The organism is Pseudomonas maioricensis, from assembly GCF_022790535.1.
Lineage (GTDB): Bacteria > Pseudomonadota > Gammaproteobacteria > Pseudomonadales > Pseudomonadaceae > Aquipseudomonas > Aquipseudomonas maioricensis.
Genome location: NZ_LOHG01000003.1, coordinates 208,991 through 234,203 on the forward strand (window position 1 = coordinate 208,991; position 25,213 = coordinate 234,203).

Here is a 25,213-nt window from a genome sequence, read left to right on the forward strand (position 1 = left end):
CTTTGAGAGAAACAAATTCAAGATATCAGATACAAAAACGCCGCTTACAAGTAAGCGGCGTCTAGTTTACTGCAGAGAATCAGTCACGGACGTAAATGATTTCCGGACCGTCTTCATCGTCCTCATCATCTTCATCCCAATCATCTTCACCGATGTCATGCACGCTCTTCACACCGCTACGGCGCAATGCACGCTTGTCATCCAGCGCCTGCAGCTGAGCACGCGCTTCGTCTTCAATGCGCTGATCCAGCTCAGCCAGCTCTTCAGCATAGCCAGGCTCTTCGGCGATGCGCAGGCTGCGCTCTTCGAGATAACGCATGATGTCGCGACTAAGCTGCTCAGTGCCTTCCTTGGAGATGGCCGAGATCACGTAGACAGGGCCAGTCCACTCAAGACGATCAACGATTTCCTTGACGCGAGCCTCGTGCTCCTCCTCAAGGATCTGGTCGCACTTGTTCAGCACCAACCAGCGATCACGCTCCGCCAGGGACGGACTGAACTTGACCAGCTCATTAACGATGATTTCAGCTGCATCTGGAGCACTGCTTTCATCCAGAGGAGCCATATCAACGAGGTGCAGCAGCAAGCGGGTACGCGCAAGGTGCTTGAGGAAGCGAATCCCAAGGCCCGCACCATCGGAAGCACCCTCGATCAAGCCAGGGATGTCCGCGACAACAAAGCTTTTCCAGCGATCAACGCTGACCACACCCAGGTTTGGCACCAGAGTCGTGAACGGATAGTCAGCCACTTTCGGCTTGGCGGCAGACACGGAACGAATGAAGGTACTTTTGCCGGCGTTTGGCAAACCCAGCAGACCGACGTCAGCCAGCACTTTCAATTCCAGCTTGAGATCACGCTGATCACCCGGCTTACCTGGCGTGGTCTGGCGCGGCGCACGGTTGGTACTGGATTTGAAACGGGTATTACCCAGACCGTGCCAACCGCCCATTGCAACCAGCAGACGCTGACCTGCCTTGGTCAGGTCGCCGATAATTTCCTGAGTACTTGCGTCAATAACCGTAGTGCCCACCGGCACACGCAATACCAGCTCTTCACCCTTCTTGCCGGTGCAGTCGGCGCTGCCACCATTGGAACCGCGCTCAGCATCGAAGTGACGGGTGTAACGATAATCCACCAGAGTGTTGAGGTTCTCGTCGGCGACCATGAAGATCGAGCCGCCATCACCACCATCACCACCGTTCGGACCACCGTTTTCAATGAATTTCTCGCGACGGAAGCTCATGCACCCGTTGCCGCCATCACCGGCTTTTACTCGAATCGATACTTCATCTACAAATTTCATAACGCACGCCTCCCGCCACAGGGACGAGCAGAACAACATAAATACATAAGACTCTTGCAAAAATGAGCGTTGCGATACCGATCAAAAACCAGTGACCTTCAAAGGTCAACATCACAACAGCCCGCACAAACAGCTTTGCAAGAGACTCACCAAAACACTTACAACCTGAAGCCAGCAGCCTTCATAAACGAAAAAGCCCCGTCGCGAGACAGGGCTTTTCCAGCTGCTGCATGATTACGCTGCGGAGACTTCAGTCTTCGGAACGATGCTCACGTAGCGACGACCGAAGGCGCCTTTAACCTGGAACTTGATCACGCCTTCCACTTTCGCGAACAGGGTGTGATCTTTGCCCATACCAACGCCGTAGCCAGCGTGGAATTGGGTGCCGCGCTGACGCACGATGATGTTGCCCGGAATGATAGCCTGGCCGCCATACATCTTCACGCCAAGGCGTTTGGCTTCTGAGTCGCGACCGTTACGGGTACTACCACCAGCTTTTTTGTGTGCCATGAGTCAATTCTCCTAGTGAGGGATTAGGCTGAAATTAAGCCTGAATACCGGTGATTTTGATCTCGGTGTACCACTGGCGGTGGCCCATACGCTTCATGTGGTGCTTACGACGACGGAACTTGATGATGCGAACTTTGTCGTGGCGACCCTGAGAGATCACTTCAGCTACAACGGTAGCGCCGGCAACAACAGGTGCGCCGATGTTAACGTCGTCACCGTTGGCAACCAACAGAACGCGATCAAAAGTAACGGATTCGCCGGTAGCGATTTCCAGTTTTTCGATCTTCAGGTATTCACCTGGGGCAACTTTGTACTGCTTGCCACCGGTAACGATTACTGCATAAGACATGGTATTTCTCCGTAAATCCTGCTCACCCAGCTCTTTATAAGTAGAGTATCGGCTGGCATGGCTGCTCGGGGCTGGAAAGGCCCGGTCGCAATTGCGTAAGGCAGGTGCTGCCCAGGAAAGTTAGGGTGCGCGATTGTACGCAAGGCATCAAACGGTTGCAAGAGGCGGGATGTCATACCTTGACACGCTCTAACCCGCAACCTAGCATGCGGCGCAACCCTTCTGGAGCACCTTTCGCTGATGCAACCTCAAGCCTTCTACCGCGCTGTGGCGGACGATTTTAGTGCCGTCGACGTCATTATCAAGCAGCAACTGACGTCGCGGGTACCGTTGGTCTCGAAAATCGGCGACTACATTACCTCGGCCGGCGGCAAACGCCTGCGCCCGCTGCTGGTCCTCCTGTGTGGCAAGGCACTTGGACGTGAAGGCGATGACGTGCGCCTGCTGGCTGCAACCATCGAATTCCTGCACACCGCGACCCTGCTTCACGATGACGTGGTCGACATGTCCGGCATGCGCCGTGGCCGTTCCACCGCCAACGCCCTTTGGGGTAACGCGCCCAGCGTTCTGGTCGGCGACTTCCTTTATTCCCGCTCTTTCGAAATGATGGTCGAGCTGGGCTCTATGCCCGTCATGAAGATCCTTTCGAAAGCGACCCGGGTCATTGCCGAAGGCGAAGTGCTGCAACTGTCGAAAGTTCGCGACGCCAGCACCACCGAAGAAATCTACATGGAAGTGATTCGCGGCAAGACAGCCATGCTCTTCGAAGCCTCGACGCATAGCGCCGCCGCACTGTGCAACGCCACCGAAGAGCAAAGTGAAGCACTGCGCACGTTCGGCGATCATCTGGGCGTGGCTTTCCAGCTGGTAGACGATTTGCTCGACTACCGTGGCGACGCCGAAACCCTGGGCAAGAACGTCGGTGACGATCTGGCCGAAGGCAAGCCGACCCTGCCGCTGATCTACACCATGCGCGAAGGCACCGCCGAACAGGCTGCGCTGGTGCGTCAGGCTATTCAGAAAGGCGGCCTGGAAGATCTGGAAAGCATCCGCAACGCAGTCGAGACCTCTGGCGCTCTGGATTACACGGCGCAGTTGGCCCGCGATTACGTTGCACGCGCCATCAAATGCCTGGACGCCCTGCCGCCAAGCGAATACCGCGACGCACTGGTCGAGTTGAGCGAGTTTGCGGTGGCCCGTACCCACTGATCGCCCGCTGCAGCCAAAGAGCCCGTCCAATGTGACGGGCTTTTTATTGGTAAACGAAAACGTGCTGAATATCGCGATCCTGTGGGAGCTGGGCTTGCCCGCGATAAGGCTGCACGCGATCTAAGGGTGAACCGTATTCAGCCTTATCGCGGGCAAGCCCAGCTCCCACATAACAAAAATTTTCAATGTCGCAACCTGATCCAAATCAACCACTCAGCGTAAAATGCGAACAATTCTCAATAGAGACTTGCTATTCCGCCAATAAGAATTATTCTCATTGAATTGCTCAAGGAGAATCAACATGACTTATTTGATCGACGCATGGCTGGACCGTCCTCACCCCTACCTGCGAATCCTGCATCGCGAAACCGGGGAAGTGTGTGCCGTGCTGGAGGAGGAAGCGCTGGATGAACTGCGAGATCAGGGCGATCTGGACGTCAACGAACTGAGTTCGAGCGAGCCTATCGTGCTCAAAGAACTGGTGCGTAACCTGTTTCTGTTCTGCTATGCCCGAGCGTTGCGCCCGATTGCGGAATTGCACTGACCATGAAGCCAGCTTTTGCGACGGGAGCAGACCGAGCCCGAAGACTCGCCCTGCTCCTCACTGACAGACTTGAAGTCGATCAGAGAACGTCGAGCAGCTCAACGTCGAATACCAGCACGCTGTGCGGCGGGATGCTGCCAACGCCCTGAGCGCCATAAGCCAGCTCGCTCGGTACGTGCAGACGCCATTTGCTGCCAGCGTTCATCAGTTGCAGCGCCTCGGTCCAGCCAGCGATAACGCCACCGACCGGGAATTCAGCTGGCTCGCCGCGCTCGTAGGAGCTGTCGAACACGGTGCCATCAGTCAGCATGCCGTGATAGTGAGTGCGAACCTGATCTTCACGGGTCGGCTTGGCGCCAGTACCAGTGGTCAGCACTTCAAATTGCAGGCCGGACGGCAGAGTGGTAACGCCTTCGCGCTTGCCATTCTCAGCCAGGTAAGCCAGACCGGCACCAGCAGCCTCTTCCGCTTTGGCAGCGGCTTCGGCTTGCATGATTTCGCGGATCACCTTGAAGCTGGCGGACATTTCTTCTTCGCCAACACGGCTTGGTTTGCCACCGAAAGCATCGGTCAGGCCAGCCAGGATCGCGTCCAGGTTAACGCCCGGCGGAGGGTTGTCGCGCAGTTGGCCGCCCAACTGACGGCCAATGCCGTAGCTGACGCGAGTTTCGTCGGTGGACAAGTTGACTTCGGACATATCACTGCTCCGCTAAAGGAACGCCTGAACCAGACGCTCCGAATCAAAAGGGCGAGCAGCCTAGCACATGAAGTACCGGGATACGCCACTGTAGGAGCTGCCGAAGGCTGCGAAAGCGATATTCCTGCCACACTGCTGTTCGCAGCCTGCGGCAGCTCCTACAAAAATCAAAAACTACCACTTCGAATGAAAACTGATCGGCACTCGCAGCGCCTCGCGCTTATCTACCGGCATGCCGCACATTTCGTCGTGTACCACCGCGTGCACCAGGTGAAAGGGCACAGGCTCGAAGTCTCTCAGCAGTTCACGGGCGTGCTCGACCGAGCGCAGCTTCACAGTCTCGCCCTGCTCGCCCTTGAGCAGTTGCACCACGCCTTGCGAACGGGTTTCGAGCAGGTAGATTCCCCCCTCAATGGAGATCAGGTTCAACTCGTCGATACGGCCAGCAGTCATATGCGCTGCCAATTCGCCTTCGGTCATCTGCAAATCCCTCGTTGAGCACAGTTCACATGAAAAGACTGTCGTTGTGAAAGGTAACGGATTTCAGCCACCGAAAACGACGCCGCCCGTCCATATTTCAATGGCCGGGCGGCGGGTTGAAGCGCTACAGACGGCGACAATCAGTGCTTGGTGACCTTGTCCAGGTACCCCATGGCAAATGCCGAAACAACAAAAGTCATGTGAATGATCACGTACCACATCAGGTATTGCGGCTCGATGTTCTTGGCGTCCATGAACACCCGCAACAAGTGAATCGAGGAGATCGCCACAATGGAGGCAGCAACCTTCATCTTCAGCGATGAAGAGTCCATGGTGCCGAGCCAGTTGAGCTTTTCTTTGCCTTCATCGATATCCAGCTGCGAAACGAAGTTTTCATAGCCGGAGATCATCACCATCACCAACAGGCCACCGACCAGCGCCATGTCGATCAGGGACAGCAGAACCAGAATCAGGTCCGCCTCGGCCAACGCGAAAACGTTGGGCAGGACGTGAAAGATCTCCTGAAAGAACTTCAGCACCAGTGCCAGCAGACCCAGGGACAGACCGAAATACAGCGGGGCCAGCAGCCAGCGCGAGGCGTACATGGCATTTTCGACAAAACGTTCCATTTGAACTCACAGATGCTTGGAGATGGCGGCGAGTATACCAGCCACCCGACGATTCGCAGAATGTGACCTAAAGCCACGGAGGGCGGGGTTTAAAGCTGAAATCGACGTAACCACTGCTGCCTTTCACGTCCATCATGTGAATCGCAAGGTAACGTCGTCATACCGGGATGGGCGGGCTAGCTAGAAGGGCGAAGAACGTTGGGACCTGGAGGCATCACCGTTGATTCGGCGCAATTCGCTCTGCAGGTGCAGACTCCAGATTGGAATATCGTCCGTTTCTTCGTAACCGCTCGAAGTCAGGGTTTCGGCAATCGCCAACATGACAGACTCGGCAGCCGGAGCACATGGAAACGGCCCCTGCGTCTTGATTGCAGACGGTTGCTCCCCGGTCATTCCGGCGGCAAACAGCAACGTCCACATGCCATTGTCACCAGAAAGGGGGCGTATCACACACTCTATTCGGGTCATGAGACCCAGGCATTGGCGGGTAAGGCAGAGGCTACGCGACATGGCGAGCTCCTCGTTGGCTACGGTATTCGCCGCACTAGGAAGTGCTGTAAGGCGCGTCAGTCCCTTTGACAACCGTGGTACCGAAACAGAATAGAAGAAAAGCCGGATTGGGAAAGCCGGGAGGATGAACGGCGTATCGGTAGCAATCGAAGTCTGTAGGAGCTGCCGAAGGCTGCGAATCGATGTTCCTGTCACTCCGTGGTTCGCAGCCTTCGGCAGCTCCTACAGCAATCGTGCCGATTGAGGGCCTGTGGGAGCGGATTTATCCGCGAAGGGGCCGGCACGGTCAACATCATCGTCGGCTGACATACCGTCTTCCCGAATAAATCCTGCCCCACAGAAGGCGTCGCCACTTCCGTGGTTAAGCCTTCAGTTCTGGTGCCAGTTGCGCAGGCTCCTTCTCCAGTTCTTCCTTGAGGTCTTCATCGCTAAGCATCTCGGCGATGTCGCGCAGACGTTCGACGACTCGTGCATTGACGCTGCCTTCAGGGAATTCGCCGTTTTCGTCCGGCTCACCGGCAGGCTCGCCCACCAGCAAACTCAAGGCTTCGTCAGCCTGACGTACCGCATAAACGTGGAACTGCCCCGCGCGTACGGCCTGCAGAACCCGCTCATCAAGCATCAGTGTCGCGACGTTGGCTTGCGGAATGATTGCACCCTGCTCCCCCGTCAGCCCGCGCGCCTCACAGAGACGGAAGAAACCTTCGATCTTCTCGTTGACCCCACCCACAGCCTGCACTTCACCGAACTGGTTGATCGAACCGGTGATCGCAAAACATTGCTTGAGCGGCGTTTTCGACAACGCCGAAATCAGCGTGCAGGCCTCGCCCAGCGACGCGCTGTCGCCATCCACATAACCATAGGATTGCTCCAGGGCGATGCTCGCGGAAATCGCCAACGGGAATTCCTGCGCATACCGGCTACCCAGATAGCCCGTCAGGATCATTACGCCCTTGGAGTGAATCGGCTGACCGAGATTCACCTCGCGCTCGATATCGACGATGCCACTGCCACCCGGATACACCGTGGCGGAAATGCGTGCAGGCACACCAAACGCAGAATCTCCGACCTCCAGCACCGTCAGCCCGTTGCATTTGCCAACTGCCGCGCCATCGGTATCGATCAGGATGACGCCCGCCATCATGTCGTCGAGGATTCGCGCAGACACACGCCCCGTGCGCGCAGCCTTGGCCTTGAGCGCCCGTTCGATGTGACCCGCGTCGGTCTGCTCTTCATTGGCCAGTTGGCGAATAAAATCCGCTTCACTGACCAGTTGGAACAAATCACCGATGCGTGCCGAAAGGCGTCCCTGATGCTCAGCCAATCGTGCGCTGTAGGTCGCAAGCCGCGCGACTGCATCGGCTGTCAGCGGGGCCATGCCCTCTTCCGAAGTGCGGGTTTTCAATAACTGGGCGAACTGCTCCAGCGTTTCGTCGTACATCGGGATGTCTTCATCGAAATCCACCAGCACCCGAAACATCTCCTGAAAGTCCGGATCCAGATCTTGCAGGGTGTAATACAGCGAACGCGCACCGATGATGATCACTTTGACCTGCAACGGAATGACCTGCGGGGTCAGGCTAACCGTTGCCAACCGCCCCATCTCGCCCAGCGGCGATTCCATTTTCAGCTTGCGCGACTGCAGGGCGCGCTTGAGGGCGTCCCAGACAAACGGCTCGCTGAGCATTTTTTCTGCTTCGAGAATCAGGAAACCGCCGTTAGCGCGATGCAACGCACCCGGTCGCAACTGTCGATAAGTGGTGTACAGCGCGCCCTGATCAGTGCTGTATTCGATACGGCCAAACAGATTGTCGTAGGTCGGATGCGGCTCAAACACCACCGGCGCACCGCCGCTGGCCGAGTGACCTACTACAAGGCTAGGGCTGTATTGCTCTTCAAGCAGCTTGCGCGCCTGCGCATCGGTTTTACTGTCATCGACCAGTTGCTCGACCACGGTTTTGAGCAGGTAAACCTGCATCGCCTGCAAATAAGCGCAGACAGCCGCATTTTCTGCGTACTGTTCAGACAACGGCGCCAACAGAGGCTGCAATGCCAGAGTGATGGTTTCTTCGTTCAACTGGCGCAGTTGATTACTGGACTCACGCTTCCATTGCGGCAGGCTGGCGAGTTCTTCATTCAGCCGCTCTTCAAGCCCCGAAATATCCTCATGGAAACGCTCGCGATCAGTCTCGGGCAGTTGCGAGAACTCTGCTTCGTCCAGCGCTTTGCCATCGAGCATTGGGGTGAACGCAATATTGGTGCTGTCGCGATACAGAGCGATGTCTTTTTCCAGCGCCAGACGCTCGATAACGTCCAGAGCCTTGTCATAGCGCTGATTGAAAGCGCGGTCGATAGCGCTTTTCTTCTGCTGGTAGGACGGATGCTCGAAAACCGCCGGGAATGTCGCCAGCAAGTTATCGATCAACCCACCTATGTCGGTGATGAACTGATGAGCACTGCCTGGTGGCAACTCCAGCGCACGAGGCTCGCGAGGTTCGTCGAAATGATTGACATAGACCCAGTCGCACGGAGTCTGCATGCGTTTACCTTCGGCTTTCAGGTAACGCTTCACGAACGAGAAACGGCCGGTGCCGGGCTCGCCCATGACAAATACGTTGTAACCAGGGCGAGGCATCGCCACACCAAACTGCAGGGCTTCTACTGCTCGTTCCTGGCCGAGCACACCGCGAAAGGGCTCCAGATCATTAGTCGTCGAAAAGCTGAACTGTTCAGCAGAAAAAGGACGCGTCAGCGCTTCAGGCGCAAGACGCAGGCTGGCAGCAACAGTATCGGGCATCGGGCATCCTTACATCAGGCGGGGCAGATGGCGGCATTCTGGCGCTCGCCGGACGTGACTTGCAAGACAGGAAAAAACTCAAGTCGTCACAACCCGCGCGGTACGCTGGCCAGAGCGTTATATCAGGCGCTATTTTTGATGAACATTTTGTAATAAAGGGCGGAACCCTTGGATAGCGCCTAAGCTCCAAGCTTGGCGTACCAGAAATTAAACACTGGCCGCCTTGGCGTAACTGAAGCCATGAACCCTGACCCTTGGTTGAATATAAAGAGAATAAAGCTATGAAACGGATTCTTCTTGGTAGTCTCTTCGCAGCTGTTTCCATCAACGCTATGGCCCAGGCTCCAGGCGGCCCGGATTGCGGTTGGGGCAACATGTTGTTTGAAGGTCAGCGCGGTACTCCCGCTCATTTCCTCGCATCGACCACTAACGGCACCTCGGGTAACGCCACTTTCGGCATGACCTCGGGCACCAACGGCTGCTCCACTAACAGCGCACTGACGTACGGTGGTAAATCCTGGATTGCCATGAACGGCATGATGGATGAGCTTTCCAAGGACATGGCCATGGGTCAGGGTGAAGCACTGACCACTTACGCGGTTGTGCTGGGCGTTGCACCGGAAGACCGTGCGCATTTCGCCGCTGTCACCCACGAGCACTTCAATCAGATTTTCAGCAAGGCAGACGCCACCGCTGAAGACGTTCACACCAACACCCTCGACGTACTGAAAAACGATCCGACCCTGGCCAAGTACGCTACCCAGGCATAAGCTCGTTGCGCCCGCCCCTCCATTCGGAGGGCGGGCTTTTTGTTGCGTTCACGCGCTAGACTGCCTGACTGCCCGATCCCCTGAAATAGTTGCTTTCTATGCTCAAACGCCTTGTGTATCTGGCGCTCTGCGTCTGCACCCCGCTGTCCGCCGCACAATATGCGAGCGATGAACGTTTGCAGCAACTGGCCAATGAGCCGTTCTGGATTTCATTAGGGCATTACGAAACCGCCAAGCTGGGTGGATGGCGCAGCTATGTCGACGACCCAAAATTCTTTCTCTCGGCCAACGGTGAACACGACCCGAAAGCGGAGCTGAGCGCTACCCTCGACGCTATTTATGCTCCGGCAAGCGCGGGTGAAAAACATGCGCAGTGTGTTTACCCGGCACGTACTCGCTGGCTGAAAGATCAATTACAGCTAAAAGACCTGCCAACCGTAGAGTGCAAAGCGTTTACTCAATGGTTCAAGGACGTTGCGCCGGATAGCGCGGTAATGATCTTCCCCGCGGCCTACCTGAACAGCCCCTCGTCCATGTTCGGCCATACGCTGCTGCGCATCGATCAGGCAGACGTTAAAACCAACAACACAGCGCTGCTCAGCTACGCGATTAACTTCGGTGCCTACATCGAAGGTATGGACAACAGCATTCTATATGCCTGGAAGGGGCTCGCCGGTGGCTATCCGGGCCTGTTCGCGCTGGTGCCCTATCAAGAGAAACTGTCCGAATACCGCAGCCTGGAAAACCGCGACCTGTGGGAATACCACCTGAACCTGACGCCGGAAGAAACCGGCCGAATGGTTGAGCACGTCTGGGAATTGAAGCAGATCCGCTTCGGCTATTTCTTCTTCGACGAGAACTGTTCATATCGCCTGCTGGAACTGCTGCAGGTTGCTCGCCCGGGCTTGAAGCTGACCGAGCAATTCCCGTTGACGGCCATCCCGACCGACACCGTCAAAGCCGTCAAGGCGGCGGGACTTGTCGACAAGATCGACTATCGCCCGTCTCGTGAACGTGAACTGCTGGAGCGCGCCAAGCCGCTGAACAGCACCGAGCAGCAGTGGGTACTGGAAGTCAGTGCCGATCAGAAACAACTGCAAAGCCCCGACTATCTGGCCCTGCCCAAAGAGCGCCGTGCACTGATTCAGGACGCGGCCTATCGCCTCGAACGTTACCGCGCCAACGGTCAGGAGCGGGATGCCGGACGCGCTCAGCGTAGTTTCGAACTGCTGCGGGCGATCAACCAGAACCCGCCGCCAGCACTGGATATCGAGCGCCCCGGGCTACCGGAAGACGGCCACGAATCCCGAACCTGGCAGGCAGGTGTCGGCACCCGCGATGACAAGGCCTTCGCCGAGTACGGCCTGCGCATGGCCTATCACGACCTCAACGACAATGCCTACGGCTTCCCGTTGGGGGCGCAGATCGAAATCCTGCAGCTCAAGCTGCGCCAGTACGAAGGCAATCACTGGCAACTGCAGCAACTGGATCTGGCGACTATCCGCTCCCTGACCCCGCGCAACGCACTGCTGCAGCCTTGGTCGTGGCAAGTCACTGGCGGCCTGGAACGAGTGCTGGGTAAACATGGTGATGAGACGCTGGTGTCCCATGTGAACGGCGGCGCAGGCGGCACCTGGCAGTTGGGGGACGACGTTCTGGGTTTTGCACTGGGCACCGTCCGGGTTGAGCACAACAACGACTTCGCCGAGTTCATCTCACCCGCGGCAGGCTTCAATAGCGGTATTTTGTGGCGTAACCCGGTTGGCAACCTGAGTCTGGAGACCAAAGGCGACTACTTTACCAACGGTGAAGTACGCCGCAGCATCAGCCTGAATCAGCAATGGGAATTGTCGCGCAACCTCGGCCTGCGCCTGAGCGCCCAGCGCGAGTTCAGCCAACTGAGCTCACCGCAGAACGAGGTAATGCTTGAGGTGAAGTGGTATCACTATTGAGTAACAAGCGGCGCGAATACCTGTAGGAGCTGCCGAAGGCTGCGAAAGCACTCATCCTGACGCGCCCCCATCGCAGCCTTCGGCAGCTCCTACAGAGGATTAATGCCTGCGCGATGATCAACGAAACTTATCCCCCGCACCCATGGCCCAACCTTCATTAGAGGAGAAAAGTCATGAGCCGCGCCTTCGTCAATGAAGACAATGCCGCTGCGGATGCCGACCAGCCGGTCGAGCGCCTGATCAGCGAGCAACCCAATTACGTCACCGCCAGCGGGCTGGATCATTTGCAGCGCCGCGTTGCCGAACTTCAGGCCCATCACAGCGAGATCGCTGCACTGGATCAGGACAACGACAAACAGCATCTGGCTGACCTTGAACGCGACCTGCGTTACTTCAATCAGCGCCTGCAAAGTGCGCAGGTCGTCACCCCCGCCATCTCGACGGACAAGGTGCAGATTGGCAGTTGGGTGACCTATGCCGATGAACACGGCACAGAACATCGCGTGCAACTGGTGGGCGAAGATCAGGCTGATGCAACAGCTGGACTGATCAACTGGGCCTCGCCGCTGGGCCGTGCCCTGATCGGTGCGCAATTGGGTGATGAAGTGCTATGGAAGCGACCGGCCGGCGATCAGGATATCGAGATCGTTCTGATTGAGCCGGATGTGTAGACATCCCACCGGAATGCGCGTCGTACATCCTTATCCCGGTGCCCCTGACACCGCGCTGTCTTGCCGAACACGGCCCCTGTAGGAGTGAGCTTGCTCGCGATAACAGTAGGCCTGTCAGGAGACTAGTGTCTGGGCTGACGCTATCGCGAGCAAGCTCACTCCCACAAATAAAAAATGAATAAAATCAATAAGTTATATGTTTTTTATGAAAGCGTCTCAGTCGCGAGGACGTCGGAATAAATTCAAACCAAAAAAAAGGAGCCCGAAGGCTCCTTTTTTGTACCAACTAAATAAATCAGGCCAGTTTCTTGTGGCGTACCCGGTGTGGCTGGGCTGCCGCGTCGCCGAGACGCTTTTTACGGTCGGCTTCATATTCGGTGTAGTTGCCTTCGAAGAACACCGCTTGTGAGTCATCTTCATAAGCCAGGATGTGAGTCGCAACCCGGTCAAGGAACCACCGATCGTGAGAGATCACAATGGCGGCGCCAGGGAAGTCCAGCAATGCCTCTTCCAGCGAACGCAGGGTTTCCACATCGAGGTCGTTGGAAGGTTCGTCGAGCAGCAGGACGTTGCCGCCCTCTTTCAGAGTCAACGCCAGGTGCAGTCGACCGCGCTCACCACCGGAGAGGTCCTTGACGAACTTCTGCTGATCGCCGCCCTTGAAGTTGAAACGCCCCACATAAGTGCGTGACGGAATTTCGTAGTTGCCGATGCGGATCTGATCAGAGCCGTCAGAAACCTGCTGGAACACAGTCTTGCTGCCATCCAGATCGTCACGGCTCTGATCGACACAAGCCAGTTGGACGGTTTCACCGATCTCGATGCTGCCCGAGTCCGGTTGCTCCTTGCCCATCAGCATGCGGAACAGGGTCGACTTACCGGCACCGTTACCACCGATCACACCCACGATTGCGCCTTTAGGCATGGCGAACGACAGGTTGTCGATCAACACGCGATCGCCGTAACCCTTGCTGACGTTCTTGAATTCGATGACCTTGTCGCCCAGCCGTGGACCGGCCGGAATATAGATCTCGTTGGTTTCGCTGCGCTTCTGGAATTCCTGCGATTGCATTTCTTCGAAGCGTTGCAGACGAGCCTTGGATTTGGATTGACGCGCCTTGGCACCTTTACGAACCCATTCCAGCTCTTCTTTCATAGCTTTTTCGTGGGCCGACTGCTGCTTGGATTCCTGAGCCAGACGATCGGACTTGGCTTCAAGCCAGCCAGAATAGTTGCCCTCGTAAGGAATGCCCGCACCGCGGTCGAGTTCCAGAATCCAGCCAGCGACGTTATCCAGGAAGTACCGGTCGTGCGTAATCGCAACCACGGTGCCCGGGAAGTCGTGCAGGAAGTGTTCAAGCCAGGCAACCGAGTCGGCGTCCAGGTGGTTGGTCGGTTCGTCGAGCAGCAGCATGTCCGGAGCGGACAGCAGCAAGCGGCACAGGGCTACACGACGCTTCTCACCACCGGAAAGCACTTCAACCTTGGCATCCCACGCTGGCAGACGCAGCGCATCAGCCGCAACTTCCAGCTGACGGTCCAGGTTGTGGCCATCAGCAGCTTGCAGGATAGCCTCAAGCTTCGCCTGCTCGGCAGCCAGCTTGTCGAAGTCGGCATCCGGATCTGCGTACTCTGCATAGACTTCATCAAGGCGCGTCTGAGCGTTCTTGATCACACTGACCGCTTCCTCGACCACTTCACGCACGGTCTTGGTCGGATCAAGTTGCGGCTCTTGAGGCAGATAACCGATGTTCAGTTCAGGCATCGGACGTGCTTCACCGTCGAACTCGGTGTCGACACCCGCCATGATTTTCAACAACGTGGATTTACCCGAACCGTTGAGGCCGAGGACGCCGATCTTGGCTCCCGGGAAAAACGACAGGGAAATATTCTTGAGAATTTCCCGCTTCGGCGGCACAACTTTGCTCAGCCGATGCATGGTGAAGACGTATTGGGCCATGGGATGAAAACCTGGGTTTATGACTGTTGAATAAAGACGCGAGCTTAAAGCTCCGACGTAAAAAAGCTTTTATTTGTCGACGGCACTTGCCGTTGGACGGTTCCACGCCTTGAATTATCTACATCGCGGGATGTGAGCGCCGTGGAACTGGATCAAAGTTTGCAAGCAGTGGAGTCACTCATGCAGAAGTCGGCAGAGGCTGCGCGTTGGGCAAAGCTACCCGAATGCGGGCTTGAGGGCAAACCGTCTGAGCCCACAGGACTGGCACTTAGCCACAACACAGGGCATGCTAGCCGCCCTTTGGGCGTGCAGCTTATAGTGCGCCCGGCGCTCACCACCGCGCGCCCGGGACGCAATCATTTCCAACAGCCTGTTCAGTTCAGTAGTCAGGATCAACGTTGCCTACATCAACCCACTCATCGCCCTCGAGCTTGACCAGGAGCGCAACGGCCATGCCTTTGCGCGGGTCACTGAAAGGTGTTCTGGCAGCATTGGTTCTGTTAATGCTCGCGTTGATCATCTGGCAGCTGATTGATCAGTTTCAACAGACTCAGGATCGACAACGCCAGCGTAGCCTCGATTACAGCGCGCAACTGGCTGACCGCTTGAGCCTGAACATGGAACTGAGCGCGCAGGTCGCGCTTAACCTCCTGAGCCGCAACAACCAGCAAGAGCCGCAGAGTCCTGAGCAGGAACTGCATCTGCTGAACAATTTGCGTCAATCTCTGCCGTCGCTGCGCAGCATGGCGTGGTTGGACCCGCTCGGAAAGGTGACTACCGACACCCTGGACACCACAACCGATGCTCTGTTTCTTAAACAGACGCTGCAACAAGCCATGGGCCGACCGTATTACTACGACAACAGCGATGATGGCTCGCAGGTCTATCTACTGATCCGCTACCCCGGCGATAGCAACACGAACTATTGGGCTTTGCGCCTGGCTCCCGATGTACTGAAACCCCTGACACGCCAGACGCACCAAGGCTTCCAGCCTCTCTGGCGCCTGGAAAACCGCTCCACTGATCGGCTGCTTTTCCGTGATACCACCGTTCAGAACGAACCGATAGTCAGCAGCGTGGGCGAAATCGAGAGTGTTCTGCTTCAGCCGCTGACCAACAGTAACTGGCAGTTACGGGGCCTGTTTGACGTCACCAAGGCACGAGAACAACTGCTGGGGCCATTGATCGGTAAATGTATCGTCGGCTTGTTCTGTTCGATCCTGCCGCTGCTGGCGCTCTTTAGCCTGCGTCGTCGCCAGCGCCAGTTGCACGAGAGCCGACGGCGCTATCAGGACATCTTCGAAGGTGCCGGAGTCGCCATCTGTGTGCTGGATATGTCTGACCTGCCGGACTACCTCGACACGCTGCAAATCGATAACAGCGAAGGTCTGCATGAGCTGCTCAAGGCTCAGCCCGGACAGCTGAATGCACTGTTACGCAAAATTCGCATCACTGAAGTGAACCAGGTCGCACTGAGCCTGCTCAATGTGCAATCCAATGAACAGGCGTGGCAGCACCTGATCGAAGGCTGCCCACGCAGCCGGCAAGGGATTGGCGAGCAATTGATCCACGCAGTGCTTTCGAGAAAAAGTCAGCTGGAGATCGAAATCCGCCTGACTCAGGACCGGGGCGAAGATCAATACCTGTGGCTGGTGCTGCGGTTGCCTGAAGAACTTGAAGACTTCAATGCAGTGATTCTGAGTATCGGGGACATCACCAGCCGCAAACGGGTCGAACTGTCTCAGCAGGAGCGAGAAGGATTCTGGTCGAACGTGGTGCGCACCGTCCCGGATCACCTGTATGTGCAGGATGTACTGAGCCAGCGGATGATCTACAGCAACCACAATCTGGGTCAGACTCTGGGCTACAGCAGAACTGAACTGCTGCGCATGGGCGAGTTTTTCTGGGAGATGCTGTTGCACCCCGAAGACGCCGAAAGCTATCAGGACATGCGCCTGCGTCAGCGCCATCGCGGGCACAGCGAGCTCCTGCAATGCCAACTGCGCTTTCGGGCTCGCGACGATAAATGGCGACGTTTTGACATTCGTGAACAGGCGCTGTCCCGGGATCTCGATGATCAGGTCACGCGCATCATCGGTGTTGCCAAAGACATCACCGAACAGCTGGAAGCCAGTGAATCCCTGCGTGACAGCGAGCAACGCTACCGCATGCTCGCCGAAAGCATCAGCGATGTAATCTTTTCCACTGATAACAAGCTCACCCCCAACTACGTCAGCCCTTCGGTACAGGGCGTACTGGGCTACAGCGCTGAATGGATTCTCACGCACGGCTGGAAATCCACCGTCGCCAATCCGCAGCAGCTCGCAGGCGTATACGCGCTGATGGAGCGCATCCGCAAAGTGCTGAAAAAGCCGGAAGCTTTGGCGGCTTTGCGCGACGAAATCCCCACTCAGCTATTCTTGTTCGACTGCCTGCGCGCCGACGGACGAAAAATACCCATTGAGCTGAGATTGGTGCTGGTCTGGGATGATCAAGGCACGTTCGAAGGCATTCTCGGTGTTGGCCGCGATATCAGCCAGCAACGCAGGGCGGAAAAAGATCTGCGCATGGCCGCAACCGTATTCGAACATTCGACTTCGGCCATCCTGATTACCGACCCAGCTGGCTATATCGTGCAAACCAACGAAGCGTTCAGCAGGGTCAGTGGCTACGAAGCAGCACAAGTACAAGACCAACTGCCGACACTGCTTACGGTGGACAACCAACAGGAAGCGCACCTGCGCTACATCGTCAAACAGCTGCATCAGCGCGGCAGTTGGGAAGGCGAAGTGTGGCTCAAGCGTCGCAACGAAGAGCATTACCCGGCATGGGTGGGCATCACGGCAGTACTGGATGACGAAGGCGATCTGGCCAGTTATGTGTGCTTCTTCACCGATATCAGTGAACGCAAAGCCAGTGAACAACGCATCCATCGCCTGGCTTACTACGACGCCCTGACCCACCTGCCGAACCGTTCGCTGTTCCAGGATCGCCTGCACTCGGCACTGCAACACGCCGAGCGACAAAATGCCTGGGTAGTGTTGATGTTCCTCGACCTGGACCGCTTCAAGCCGATCAACGATTCGCTGGGACATGCGGCGGGTGACCGGATGCTCCAGGAAATGGCCACGCGCCTGCTGGCGTGCGTCGCCGACGACGACACGGTCGCCCGCATGGGTGGCGACGAATTCACGTTGCTGTTGCAACCCAGCCCAACCCGCGAAATCGCCCTGAACCGCGCCATCCATGTGGCGGAGCAAATTCTCTCCAGCCTAGTGACCCCGTTCGTTCTTGAAGGCCGGGAGTTCTTCGTGACCGCCAGTATTGGCATCGCGCTCAGCCCGCAGGACGGCAACGAGCTGAGCCAACTGATGAAGAACGCTGACACTGCGATGTATCACGCCAAGGAGAACGGAAAAAACAACTTCCAGTTCTATCAGGCCGACATGAACGCCACCGCTCTTGAGCGTCTGGAGCTGGAAAGCGACCTGCGTCATGCACTGGAGCAGCAGGAGTTCACCCTCTTCTATCAACCGCAGTTCAGCGGCGATGGCAAACGCCTGACCGGTGCCGAAGCCCTTTTGCGCTGGCGTCATCCACGGCGCGGGCTGGTCTCGCCAAGCGAATTCATTCCCGTGCTGGAAGAGCTCGGGCTGGTAGTGGAAGTCGGCGACTGGGTCCTTACAGAAGCCTGTCAACAGCTCAAGGCCTGGCACCAGGCCAAGGTCCGCGTGCCCAAGGTTTCGGTCAACATCTCTGCACGCCAATTCGCCGACGGCCAGCTAGGCAACCGGATTGCCAATATTCTTCAGGAAACCGGTCTGCCGCCAGCCTGCCTTGAGCTCGAGCTGACCGAAAGTATCCTGATGCGCGAAGTGGGCGTAGCGATGCATATTCTCGACGGCCTCAAGCGTCTGGGCCTGAGCATCGCGGTGGACGACTTCGGTACGGGCTATTCATCGCTGAACTACCTGAAGCAGTTCCCGATCGACATCCTCAAGATCGACCGGACGTTTGTCGACGGCCTGCCCTCCGGCGAACAGGACGCGCAGATCGCGCGCGCCATCATCGCCATGGCCCATAGCCTGAATCTGGCGGTAATTGCTGAGGGTGTCGAAACCCACGAACAGCTTGAGTTCCTGCGCGAGCATGGCTGTGACGAGGTGCAAGGCTACCTCTTCGGCCGCCCGATGCCGCCAAGCCGCTTCGAAGCGCAATACAGCGATAATGCGCTGTTCATGTTTGATTGAGGTCGGGTGTCCTTTTGTAGGAGCGCGCTTGGTCTGGGCCGCATCCGGACGATTGGGTTCATTAGCCAACATCTTTGTCACCTGACCACAAGCAATCGCGGGCAAGCGCGCTCCTACAGGCGTGTATCGTGAAAACCACTTGTCCAGCACATGACTGCCTTTCATATGCCAGATAAAAGCCAATGGGGTAGAATGCCCCCCTTTTCTGCCCCGATCCCTGAGGACCGCCATGTTCAGCCGTGATTTGACTCTCGCCAAGTACGACTCCGATCTCTTCGCCGCGATGGAGCAAGAAGCCCAGCGCCAGGAAGAGCACATCGAGCTGATCGCTTCGGAAAACTACACCAGCCCAGCGGTGATGGAAGCTCAGGGTTCGGTCCTGACCAACAAGTACGCTGAAGGCTACCCAGGCAAGCGTTACTACGGCGGCTGCGAATACGTCGACGTGGTTGAGCAACTGGCTATCGACCGCGCCAAAGAACTGTTCGGCGCTGATTACGCCAACGTTCAGCCCCACGCTGGTTCGCAAGCCAACAGCGCCGTTTATCTGGCTCTGCTGCAAGGCGGCGACACCATTTTGGGCATGAGCCTGGCCCACGGTGGTCACCTGACCCACGGCGCCAGCGTCAGTTCTTCGGGCAAGCTGTACAACGCCGTTCAATACGGCATCGACGCCAACGGCATGATCGACTACGACGAAGTCGAGCGTCTGGCCGTTGAGCACAAGCCAAAAATGATCGTGGCCGGTTTCTCTGCCTACTCGCAGATCCTCGACTTCCCGCGCTTCCGCGCCATCGCCGACAAAGTTGGCGCTTACCTGTTCGTCGACATGGCTCACGTAGCCGGTCTGGTAGCCGCTGGCGTTTACCCGAACCCGGTGCCTTTCGCTGACGTCGTGACCACCACCACGCACAAGACCCTGCGCGGTCCACGTGGCGGCCTGATCCTGGCTCGCGCCAACGCCGACATCGAGAAGAAGCTGAACTCTGCTGTTTTCCCGGGCGCCCAAGGCGGCCCACTGGAGCACGTCATTGCCGCCAAGGCCGTGTGCTTCAAGGAAGCGCTGCAGCCTGAGTTCAAGGCTTACCAGCAACAAGTCGTGAAAAACGCCAAGGCCATGGCCGGCGTGTTCATCGAGCGCGGTTTCGACGTGGTTTCCGGCGGTACTGAAAACCACCTGTTCCTGCTCTCGCTGATCAAGCAGGACATCTCCGGTAAAGATGCAGACGCCGCTCTGGGCCGCGCGTTCATTACCGTCAACAAAAACTCCGTACCGAACGACCCACGCTCCCCGTTCGTGACTTCCGGCCTGCGCTTCGGCACACCAGCAGTCACCACTCGCGGCTTCAAGGAAGCAGAGTGCAAAGAGCTGGCAACCTGGATCTGCGACATCCTGGCTGACCTGAACAACGAAGCCGTGATCGACGCAGTACGTGAAAAAGTAAAAGCTATCTGCGCCAAACTGCCGGTATACAGCGCTTAATCAGCCCTGTTTGCAGCAGTAACAAAAAGCCCCGGTTCGTGAGAGCCGGGGCTTTTTTATAGGCGAGCCTCTATACAAACACTCTCCGTGAATAGGCTGAATAGCTCGCTAGTTCAGTTCGAAATAAAAACAACATCCGAAATAGACAGTTATTCCAAACACTGTCAACTATGACAGTATTCGACACCCACATTGCTGATTAACCTGACACAACCATCACATGATGGAAAAATCAATCAGGTATACGAAAATGGCAAACGAAGACACTGGCATCAGCAAATCATTTTATGGCGAGCTTAGTCTCGCCAGCGATGACTCGAAAGTAAACTTTTCGTCCGTAGTGTGGACTACCGCACCGGTAGGAGGCATTGATTTTCCTGGGAGCTCAGAGGACAGCCGGGGCTACAGTCTAGAATTTCTTGAGTACATGACTGTTAATACATTCGAGCATTACGCTGAGAACTTCTACTTCAAATATTCTCCACTCCTATTCCCTGATGCTGAGCGATAAAGGAACAAAGTGGATTGGCATAACAAATAATGGTTACGCATGGAAAACAACCGACTCAACAAAATGTCGCCATTTCCAGCTCGTGGGAGAAGACAAAACGACAAAGCTGAACCTTTCCGACTTGACTGAAGACATTGCAAAGGTCTACTTGGTGCTCACGTCTGGTGGAACTACGCTGAGCACTTATAGCAAAACTACTGTTAAGAATCACTCATGGAGTTACCTGACAGCACCTGGAGATAAAGGCGCACTTTTCAAGCTGAAAGTTCTGGAACGAAGCGCGACCTGGCCCAAAAGTTGATGTGGACCGCAAACAGCAAGGTCGTTGATCACCTGGATTAATGATCTTGCTGCATCACAGCCCAACAGGGTCTATCTGCATGTTTAGTCCATCGGATTCAACAGACTAAGTGCTGCTTATCCCGAGACTCTGGCAAACCCTGCCCGGATCTTCTCTTCCGGCAACTCGTCGGCAATAAACACAATCACGCTTTCGCGCTTTTCGCCTTCTTCCCACTCCGTATCCCAATCGAAGCCATACAGCTTCAGCACGCCCTGAAACACCATGCGTCGCGGTTCGCCAGCGATGTTGAGCACGCCTTTGTAACGCAATAACTGTGGGCCGTGTTCTTCAAGCAGCTCGTTCATGAACTCGCTCAGCTTGTCGATATCCAGAGGCTCGTCGGTGCGCAGAACAAGGCTGGAAATACGGTCAATGGAATTACCGGCCGGAGCCAACGGACGCAGGGTCAGGCCTGCGCCCAAGTCTGCGTTCAGGTTGAAACCACGAACATCCAGCAACTCGGCCAGATCAATCTGGCCATGCTCAACCACCCTGATCGGAGCGCGGCGGTTTATGCGGGTCAAACGGGCGCAGAGGGCGTCAAAAGCTGCGTCGTCGACCAGATCACGTTTGCTCACCAGTAGCCGGTCAGCAAAACCGATCTGCGCCTGAGCGATGGTCTGCGCCAGATGCGTTTCAGCGTTGGCCGCATCCACCAAGGTGATGATGCCATCGAGGATATAGCGTTCGCGCAGCTCTTCGTCGATGAAAAAGGTCTGCGCAACCGGCGCTGGGTCAGCAAGCCCGGTGCACTCGATCACCAGACGGTCGAAGGCGATTTCACCGCTGTCCAGACGCTCCAGCAGCAGAAAAAGTGCTTTGGTCAGATCGGTGTGGATGGTGCAGCAGACGCAGCCATTGGACAGGGTCATGACCTGTACCGGTTCGGCCCCCAACAATTGGGTGTCGATACCGGCGTCGCTGAATTCGTTTTCGATCACGGCGATTTTCAGGCCGTGCTCGGTCTTGAGCAGATGACGCAGCAACGTGGTCTTGCCCGCGCCGAGAAAGCCGCTGAGGACAGTGACGGGAATGGGTTGCGGGGTGGTCATGAGTGCTCCTGTATTTACCAAACAACACAAAACAACTGTGGGAGCGGTGCTTGCCCGCGATAAGCCCAACTCGGTATCGGAGACCGGGTTGAGCTTATCGCGGGCAAGCACCGCTCCCACAGGTTAACTGATGCAGTGGATCAAAAATTCAAATGATCAACAGCACTTGGGCCCACCCTTACCACCGTAACGGGCTTCCTGGCGTTCCCGGAAGAACGCCTCGTAATCCATCACCGGCTTGTCAGGGTGTTTGACCTGCATATGCGCGACGTAATTGTCGTAGTCAGGCATCCCAACCATCAAGCGCGCAGCCTGACCGAGGTATTTCCCGAGGCGACTCAGGTCGTTGAACATAGGCAGATCCTCTCGTTTCTCAAACGTTGGTCGGAGTCGTCAGTGCCTGGAAAGGCGCTTCTTTATCCGTACGCTCTTTGTTGCCCCATGCCGCAACGCCGACTTTCAACGCATAGAACAGGATGCTGAACACCACAAACAGGAACAGAATCGTCAGCGTCGCGTTGGTGTAAGCGTTGAAGATCACGTGCTGCATCTGATCCATGGTCTTGGCCGGAGCCAGAATCTGACCCGCATCAGCCGCGGTGCTGTACTTCTTGGCCAGCGCCAGGAAACCTACCGCAGGGTTGCTATCGAACAGCTTGATGAAGCCAGCCGTTACGGTGCAGATCAGCAGCCAGGTAGCTGGCAGCATGGTGACCCAGATGTAACGTTGGCGCTTCATTTTGATCAGGACAACGGTTGCCAACATCAGCGCGATACCTGCCAGCATCTGGTTAGAGATACCGAACAGAGGCCACAGAGTGTTGATGCCGCCCAGCGGATCGATCACGCCTTGATACAGCAGGTAACCCCAGAGCGCTACGCAACCACCGGTACCGATAGCGTTGGCAGTCCAGGACTCGGTGCGTTTAAGGGCAGGTACGAAACTGCCCAGCAAGTCCTGCAGCATGAAGCGACCGGCACGCGTACCGGCATCGACCGCCGTCAGAATAAACAGCGCTTCAAACAGGATCGCGAAGTGGTACCAGAACGCCATGGTGCTCGCACCTGGCAAGGCCTGATGCAGGATCTGCGCGATACCCACCGCCAGCGTAGGTGCACCACCGGCACGTGCCAGTACGGTGTTCTCACCGATGTCTTTAGCAACTGCTGTCAGTTGTTCCGGGGTAATGGCAAAGCCCCAACTGCTGACTGTCTGAGCCACAGTCACCACGTCACCGCCGACAATGGCCGCAGGGCTGTTCATGGCGAAGTAGATGCCTGGCTCGATCACCGAAGCAGCAACCATGGCCATGATCGCCACGAAGGACTCCATGAGCATGCCGCCGTAACCGATGTAACGGGCGTTGGTTTCGTTATCCAGCAGCTTCGGCGTGGTCCCGGAAGAGATCAGCGCGTGGAAACCGGACACCGCACCACACGCGATGGTGATGAACAGGAACGGGAACAGAGTGCCCTTCCAGACCGGGCCAGTACCGTCGGTGAACTGGGTCAGCGCGGGCATTTTCAGCTCAGGCGCAAGAATCAGAATCCCGATCGCCAGCGCAACGATTGTGCCGATTTTCAGGAAGGTCGACAGGTAGTCACGTGGTGCCAGCAGCAACCAGACCGGCAGCATGGCAGCGACAAAGCCGTAACCCACCAGCATCCAGGTGATCTGCACGCCTGTGAAGGTGAACAGCGGTGCCCATTCAGGGCTGGCCGCAACATGACCGCCTGCCCAGATCGACAGCAACAATAGAACCACACCGATCACCGAGATTTCCCCGATGCGGCCTGGCCTGATGTAGCGCATATAGATGCCCATGAACATCGCGGTCGGAATCGTCGCCATGACCGTGAACATGCCCCATGGGCTTTCAGCCAGCGCTTTGACCACGATCAGCGCCAGCACCGCAAGGATGATGATCATGATCAGGAAGCAGCCGAACAGCGCGATGGTGCCTGGGATACGGCCCATTTCCTCACGCACCATGTCACCCAGGGAGCGACCGTTACGGCGTGTGGACAGGAACAGAATCATGAAATCCTGCACCGCGCCCGCCAGAACCACACCGGCGATCAGCCAGAGGGTGCCGGGCAGGTAGCCCATCTGTGCAGCCAGTACCGGCCCAACCAATGGTCCGGCGCCAGCAATCGCGGCAAAGTGGTGACCGAAAAGAATGTGTTTGTTGGTCGGCACGTAGTCCAGACCATCATTGTTGACCACTGCTGGAGTCGCCCGCAGCGGGTCGAGCTGCATAACATGCCGGGCAATGAACAGGCTGTAATAACGATAGGCAACCAGGTAGATGGCGACCGCAGCGACCACGATCCACAAGGCGTTGATTGCTTCTCCGCGGCGCAAGGCCACGACCCCCAGAGCACATGCTCCGATAATTGCAACGATTAGCCAGGGCACATGGCGCATGAGGCTATTATTATTTTTCATTTTTTTATATTCCAGCAGATGACTGAAAGACCAGCTACGCGAGTTTAGCTCTGTCGCAGCGAAAGGCCACCCCAACCAAGGTCTAGAGCGCAAAAGAAACGTTTCACTTAAAACGGCCACTGAACCTGATCACTAGACGCGGTTCCAAAGGCCGACGAAGTGTAAATCCGGGCCTGAAAGCTATCCGGAAAGCAGGATCGGGACTATCGTCGTTACAGGCGACGCCTTGCCTGGCGTTGAACCGCTGACAGCATGTCAGTCGATTCCAAGAGAAGTGATTCGATGACCGACTCCCACGATGACCGCCGCCGCTTCAAACGCATCGCATTCGATGCCAAAACCACACTGAGCCAGGGGGACCACAATTGGCAGGTTCAACTGGTCGACCTGTCTCTGAAGGGCATGCTTATCGAGCGCCCACAACCGTGGCAAACCGATACACATGAGCCATTCCACGCTGACATAAAGTTGAGCAATGAAGTACATGTGCAAATGGACGTCAGACTGACCCACGATGACAACGGCCAGTTGGGATTTGTCTGTGAGCACATTACGCTCGACTCAATCAGCCACCTGCGACGCCTGATCGAACTGAACCTGGCCGATCACGATGAGCTTGAACGGGAGTTGGCGGCGCTGATTGAGGTGTAAGGATCTGCATGGTCTTTTAACTGTAGGAGCGCGCCCGCTGTCCCTGACACCGCGCTGTCTCGCGGCAAACATAGGACCTGTAGGAGCTGCCGA

The 25,213-nt window shown here is 56.6% G+C and carries 20 protein-coding genes; 8 read left to right on the forward strand and 12 right to left on the reverse strand.

Annotated elements, in window-relative coordinates; genetic code table 11:
- Positions 1-79: 79 nt before the first annotated feature.
- The 3 genes from cgtA to rplU all read right to left on the reverse strand — a co-directional run bounded on the left by cgtA (position 80) and on the right by rplU (position 2,162).
- The gene (cgtA, locus tag AUC61_RS06320) at positions 80-1,303 is read right to left on the reverse strand and encodes an Obg family GTPase CgtA (RefSeq protein WP_122662948.1); all 1,224 of its coding nucleotides are present in this window, start codon (positions 1,301-1,303) and stop codon (positions 80-82) included.
- A gap of 234 nt (positions 1,304-1,537) precedes the next feature.
- The gene (gene rpmA, locus AUC61_RS06325; protein WP_002551972.1) at positions 1,538-1,813 is read right to left on the reverse strand and encodes a 50S ribosomal protein L27; all 276 of its coding nucleotides are present in this window, start codon (positions 1,811-1,813) and stop codon (positions 1,538-1,540) included.
- A 34-nt stretch (positions 1,814-1,847) separates the two neighbouring features.
- Positions 1,848-2,162: a 50S ribosomal protein L21 gene (rplU, locus tag AUC61_RS06330; protein ID WP_003176051.1), complete on the reverse strand. Its 315-nt coding sequence runs from the start codon at positions 2,160-2,162 to the stop codon at positions 1,848-1,850.
- Positions 2,163-2,402: 240 nt separating this feature from the next.
- Here rplU and AUC61_RS06335 point away from each other — a divergent pair, with 240 nt between their 5' ends.
- Together AUC61_RS06335 and AUC61_RS06340 are read left to right on the forward strand one after the other, a co-directional pair.
- Positions 2,403-3,371 carry a polyprenyl synthetase family protein gene (locus AUC61_RS06335; RefSeq protein ID WP_243245041.1) on the forward strand — a complete coding sequence of 323 codons (969 nt, stop codon included), beginning with the start codon at positions 2,403-2,405 and terminating at the stop codon, positions 3,369-3,371.
- Between the two features lie 301 nt (positions 3,372-3,672).
- On the forward strand, positions 3,673-3,915 hold the full coding sequence (locus AUC61_RS06340; protein WP_027901849.1) for a PA4570 family protein: 243 nt from the start codon (positions 3,673-3,675) through the stop codon (positions 3,913-3,915).
- A 79-nt stretch (positions 3,916-3,994) separates the two neighbouring features.
- Here AUC61_RS06340 and AUC61_RS06345 read toward each other — a convergent pair whose 3' ends face one another.
- The 5 genes from AUC61_RS06345 to AUC61_RS06365 form a co-directional block, all read right to left on the reverse strand.
- Positions 3,995-4,612, reverse strand: a complete 618-nt coding sequence (locus AUC61_RS06345; protein ID WP_122662953.1) for a BamJ family beta-barrel-assembly machinery protein — start codon at positions 4,610-4,612, stop codon at positions 3,995-3,997.
- Between the two features lie 174 nt (positions 4,613-4,786).
- The gene (locus AUC61_RS06350) at positions 4,787-5,092 is read right to left on the reverse strand and encodes a DUF6482 family protein (protein ID WP_243245042.1); all 306 of its coding nucleotides are present in this window, start codon (positions 5,090-5,092) and stop codon (positions 4,787-4,789) included.
- A 140-nt stretch (positions 5,093-5,232) separates the two neighbouring features.
- Positions 5,233-5,721, reverse strand: coding sequence for a TIGR00645 family protein (locus AUC61_RS06355; RefSeq protein WP_027901846.1), 489 nt, complete (start codon positions 5,719-5,721; stop codon positions 5,233-5,235).
- Positions 5,722-5,901: 180 nt separating this feature from the next.
- Entirely contained in the window at positions 5,902-6,231 is a 330-nt protein-coding gene (locus tag AUC61_RS06360; RefSeq protein WP_243245044.1) for a PA4575 family protein, read from the reverse strand.
- A 361-nt stretch (positions 6,232-6,592) separates the two neighbouring features.
- A complete protein-coding gene (locus tag AUC61_RS06365) occupies positions 6,593-9,028 on the reverse strand; it encodes a Lon protease family protein (protein ID WP_243245046.1) in 2,436 nt (811 codons plus the stop codon).
- A 281-nt stretch (positions 9,029-9,309) separates the two neighbouring features.
- Here AUC61_RS06365 and AUC61_RS06370 point away from each other — a divergent pair, with 281 nt between their 5' ends.
- From AUC61_RS06370 to AUC61_RS06380, 3 genes are all read left to right on the forward strand, one after another.
- Complete coding sequence (locus tag AUC61_RS06370) at positions 9,310-9,798, forward strand: DUF3015 domain-containing protein (RefSeq protein ID WP_027901843.1); 489 nt, start codon at positions 9,310-9,312, stop codon at positions 9,796-9,798.
- A 98-nt stretch (positions 9,799-9,896) separates the two neighbouring features.
- Positions 9,897-11,750 (forward strand): Lnb N-terminal periplasmic domain-containing protein, encoded by a 1,854-nt coding sequence (locus AUC61_RS06375; RefSeq protein WP_243245048.1) that lies wholly within the window; start codon positions 9,897-9,899, stop codon positions 11,748-11,750.
- 173 nt (positions 11,751-11,923) lie between these two features.
- On the forward strand, positions 11,924-12,421 hold the full coding sequence (locus AUC61_RS06380) for a GreA/GreB family elongation factor (protein WP_243245050.1): 498 nt from the start codon (positions 11,924-11,926) through the stop codon (positions 12,419-12,421).
- Positions 12,422-12,716: 295 nt separating this feature from the next.
- Here the strand turns inward: AUC61_RS06380 and ettA are convergent, their stop codons facing one another.
- Positions 12,717-14,381 (reverse strand): energy-dependent translational throttle protein EttA, encoded by a 1,665-nt coding sequence (ettA, locus tag AUC61_RS06385; RefSeq protein WP_243245052.1) that lies wholly within the window; start codon positions 14,379-14,381, stop codon positions 12,717-12,719.
- Between the two features lie 452 nt (positions 14,382-14,833).
- On the opposite strand from ettA, the gene AUC61_RS06390 reads away from it, so the two are divergent.
- Complete coding sequence (locus AUC61_RS06390; protein ID WP_243245054.1) at positions 14,834-18,631, forward strand: sensor domain-containing protein; 3,798 nt, start codon at positions 14,834-14,836, stop codon at positions 18,629-18,631.
- 229 nt (positions 18,632-18,860) lie between these two features.
- Positions 18,861-20,114, forward strand: a complete 1,254-nt coding sequence (gene glyA, locus AUC61_RS06395) for a serine hydroxymethyltransferase (RefSeq protein WP_243245057.1) — start codon at positions 18,861-18,863, stop codon at positions 20,112-20,114.
- Between the two features lie 928 nt (positions 20,115-21,042).
- On the opposite strand, the gene yjiA is transcribed toward glyA, so the two are convergent.
- From yjiA to AUC61_RS06410, 3 genes are all read right to left on the reverse strand, one after another.
- Complete coding sequence (gene yjiA / locus AUC61_RS06400; protein WP_243245059.1) at positions 21,043-22,020, reverse strand: GTPase; 978 nt, start codon at positions 22,018-22,020, stop codon at positions 21,043-21,045.
- A gap of 156 nt (positions 22,021-22,176) precedes the next feature.
- On the reverse strand, positions 22,177-22,374 hold the full coding sequence (locus AUC61_RS06405; protein WP_032627364.1) for a YbdD/YjiX family protein: 198 nt from the start codon (positions 22,372-22,374) through the stop codon (positions 22,177-22,179).
- Between the two features lie 19 nt (positions 22,375-22,393).
- Positions 22,394-24,469: a carbon starvation CstA family protein gene (locus AUC61_RS06410; RefSeq protein ID WP_243245061.1), complete on the reverse strand. Its 2,076-nt coding sequence runs from the start codon at positions 24,467-24,469 to the stop codon at positions 22,394-22,396.
- 282 nt (positions 24,470-24,751) lie between these two features.
- Here AUC61_RS06410 and AUC61_RS06415 point away from each other — a divergent pair, with 282 nt between their 5' ends.
- Positions 24,752-25,120 (forward strand): PilZ domain-containing protein, encoded by a 369-nt coding sequence (locus AUC61_RS06415; RefSeq protein ID WP_243245063.1) that lies wholly within the window; start codon positions 24,752-24,754, stop codon positions 25,118-25,120.
- Positions 25,121-25,213 lie beyond the last annotated feature (93 nt).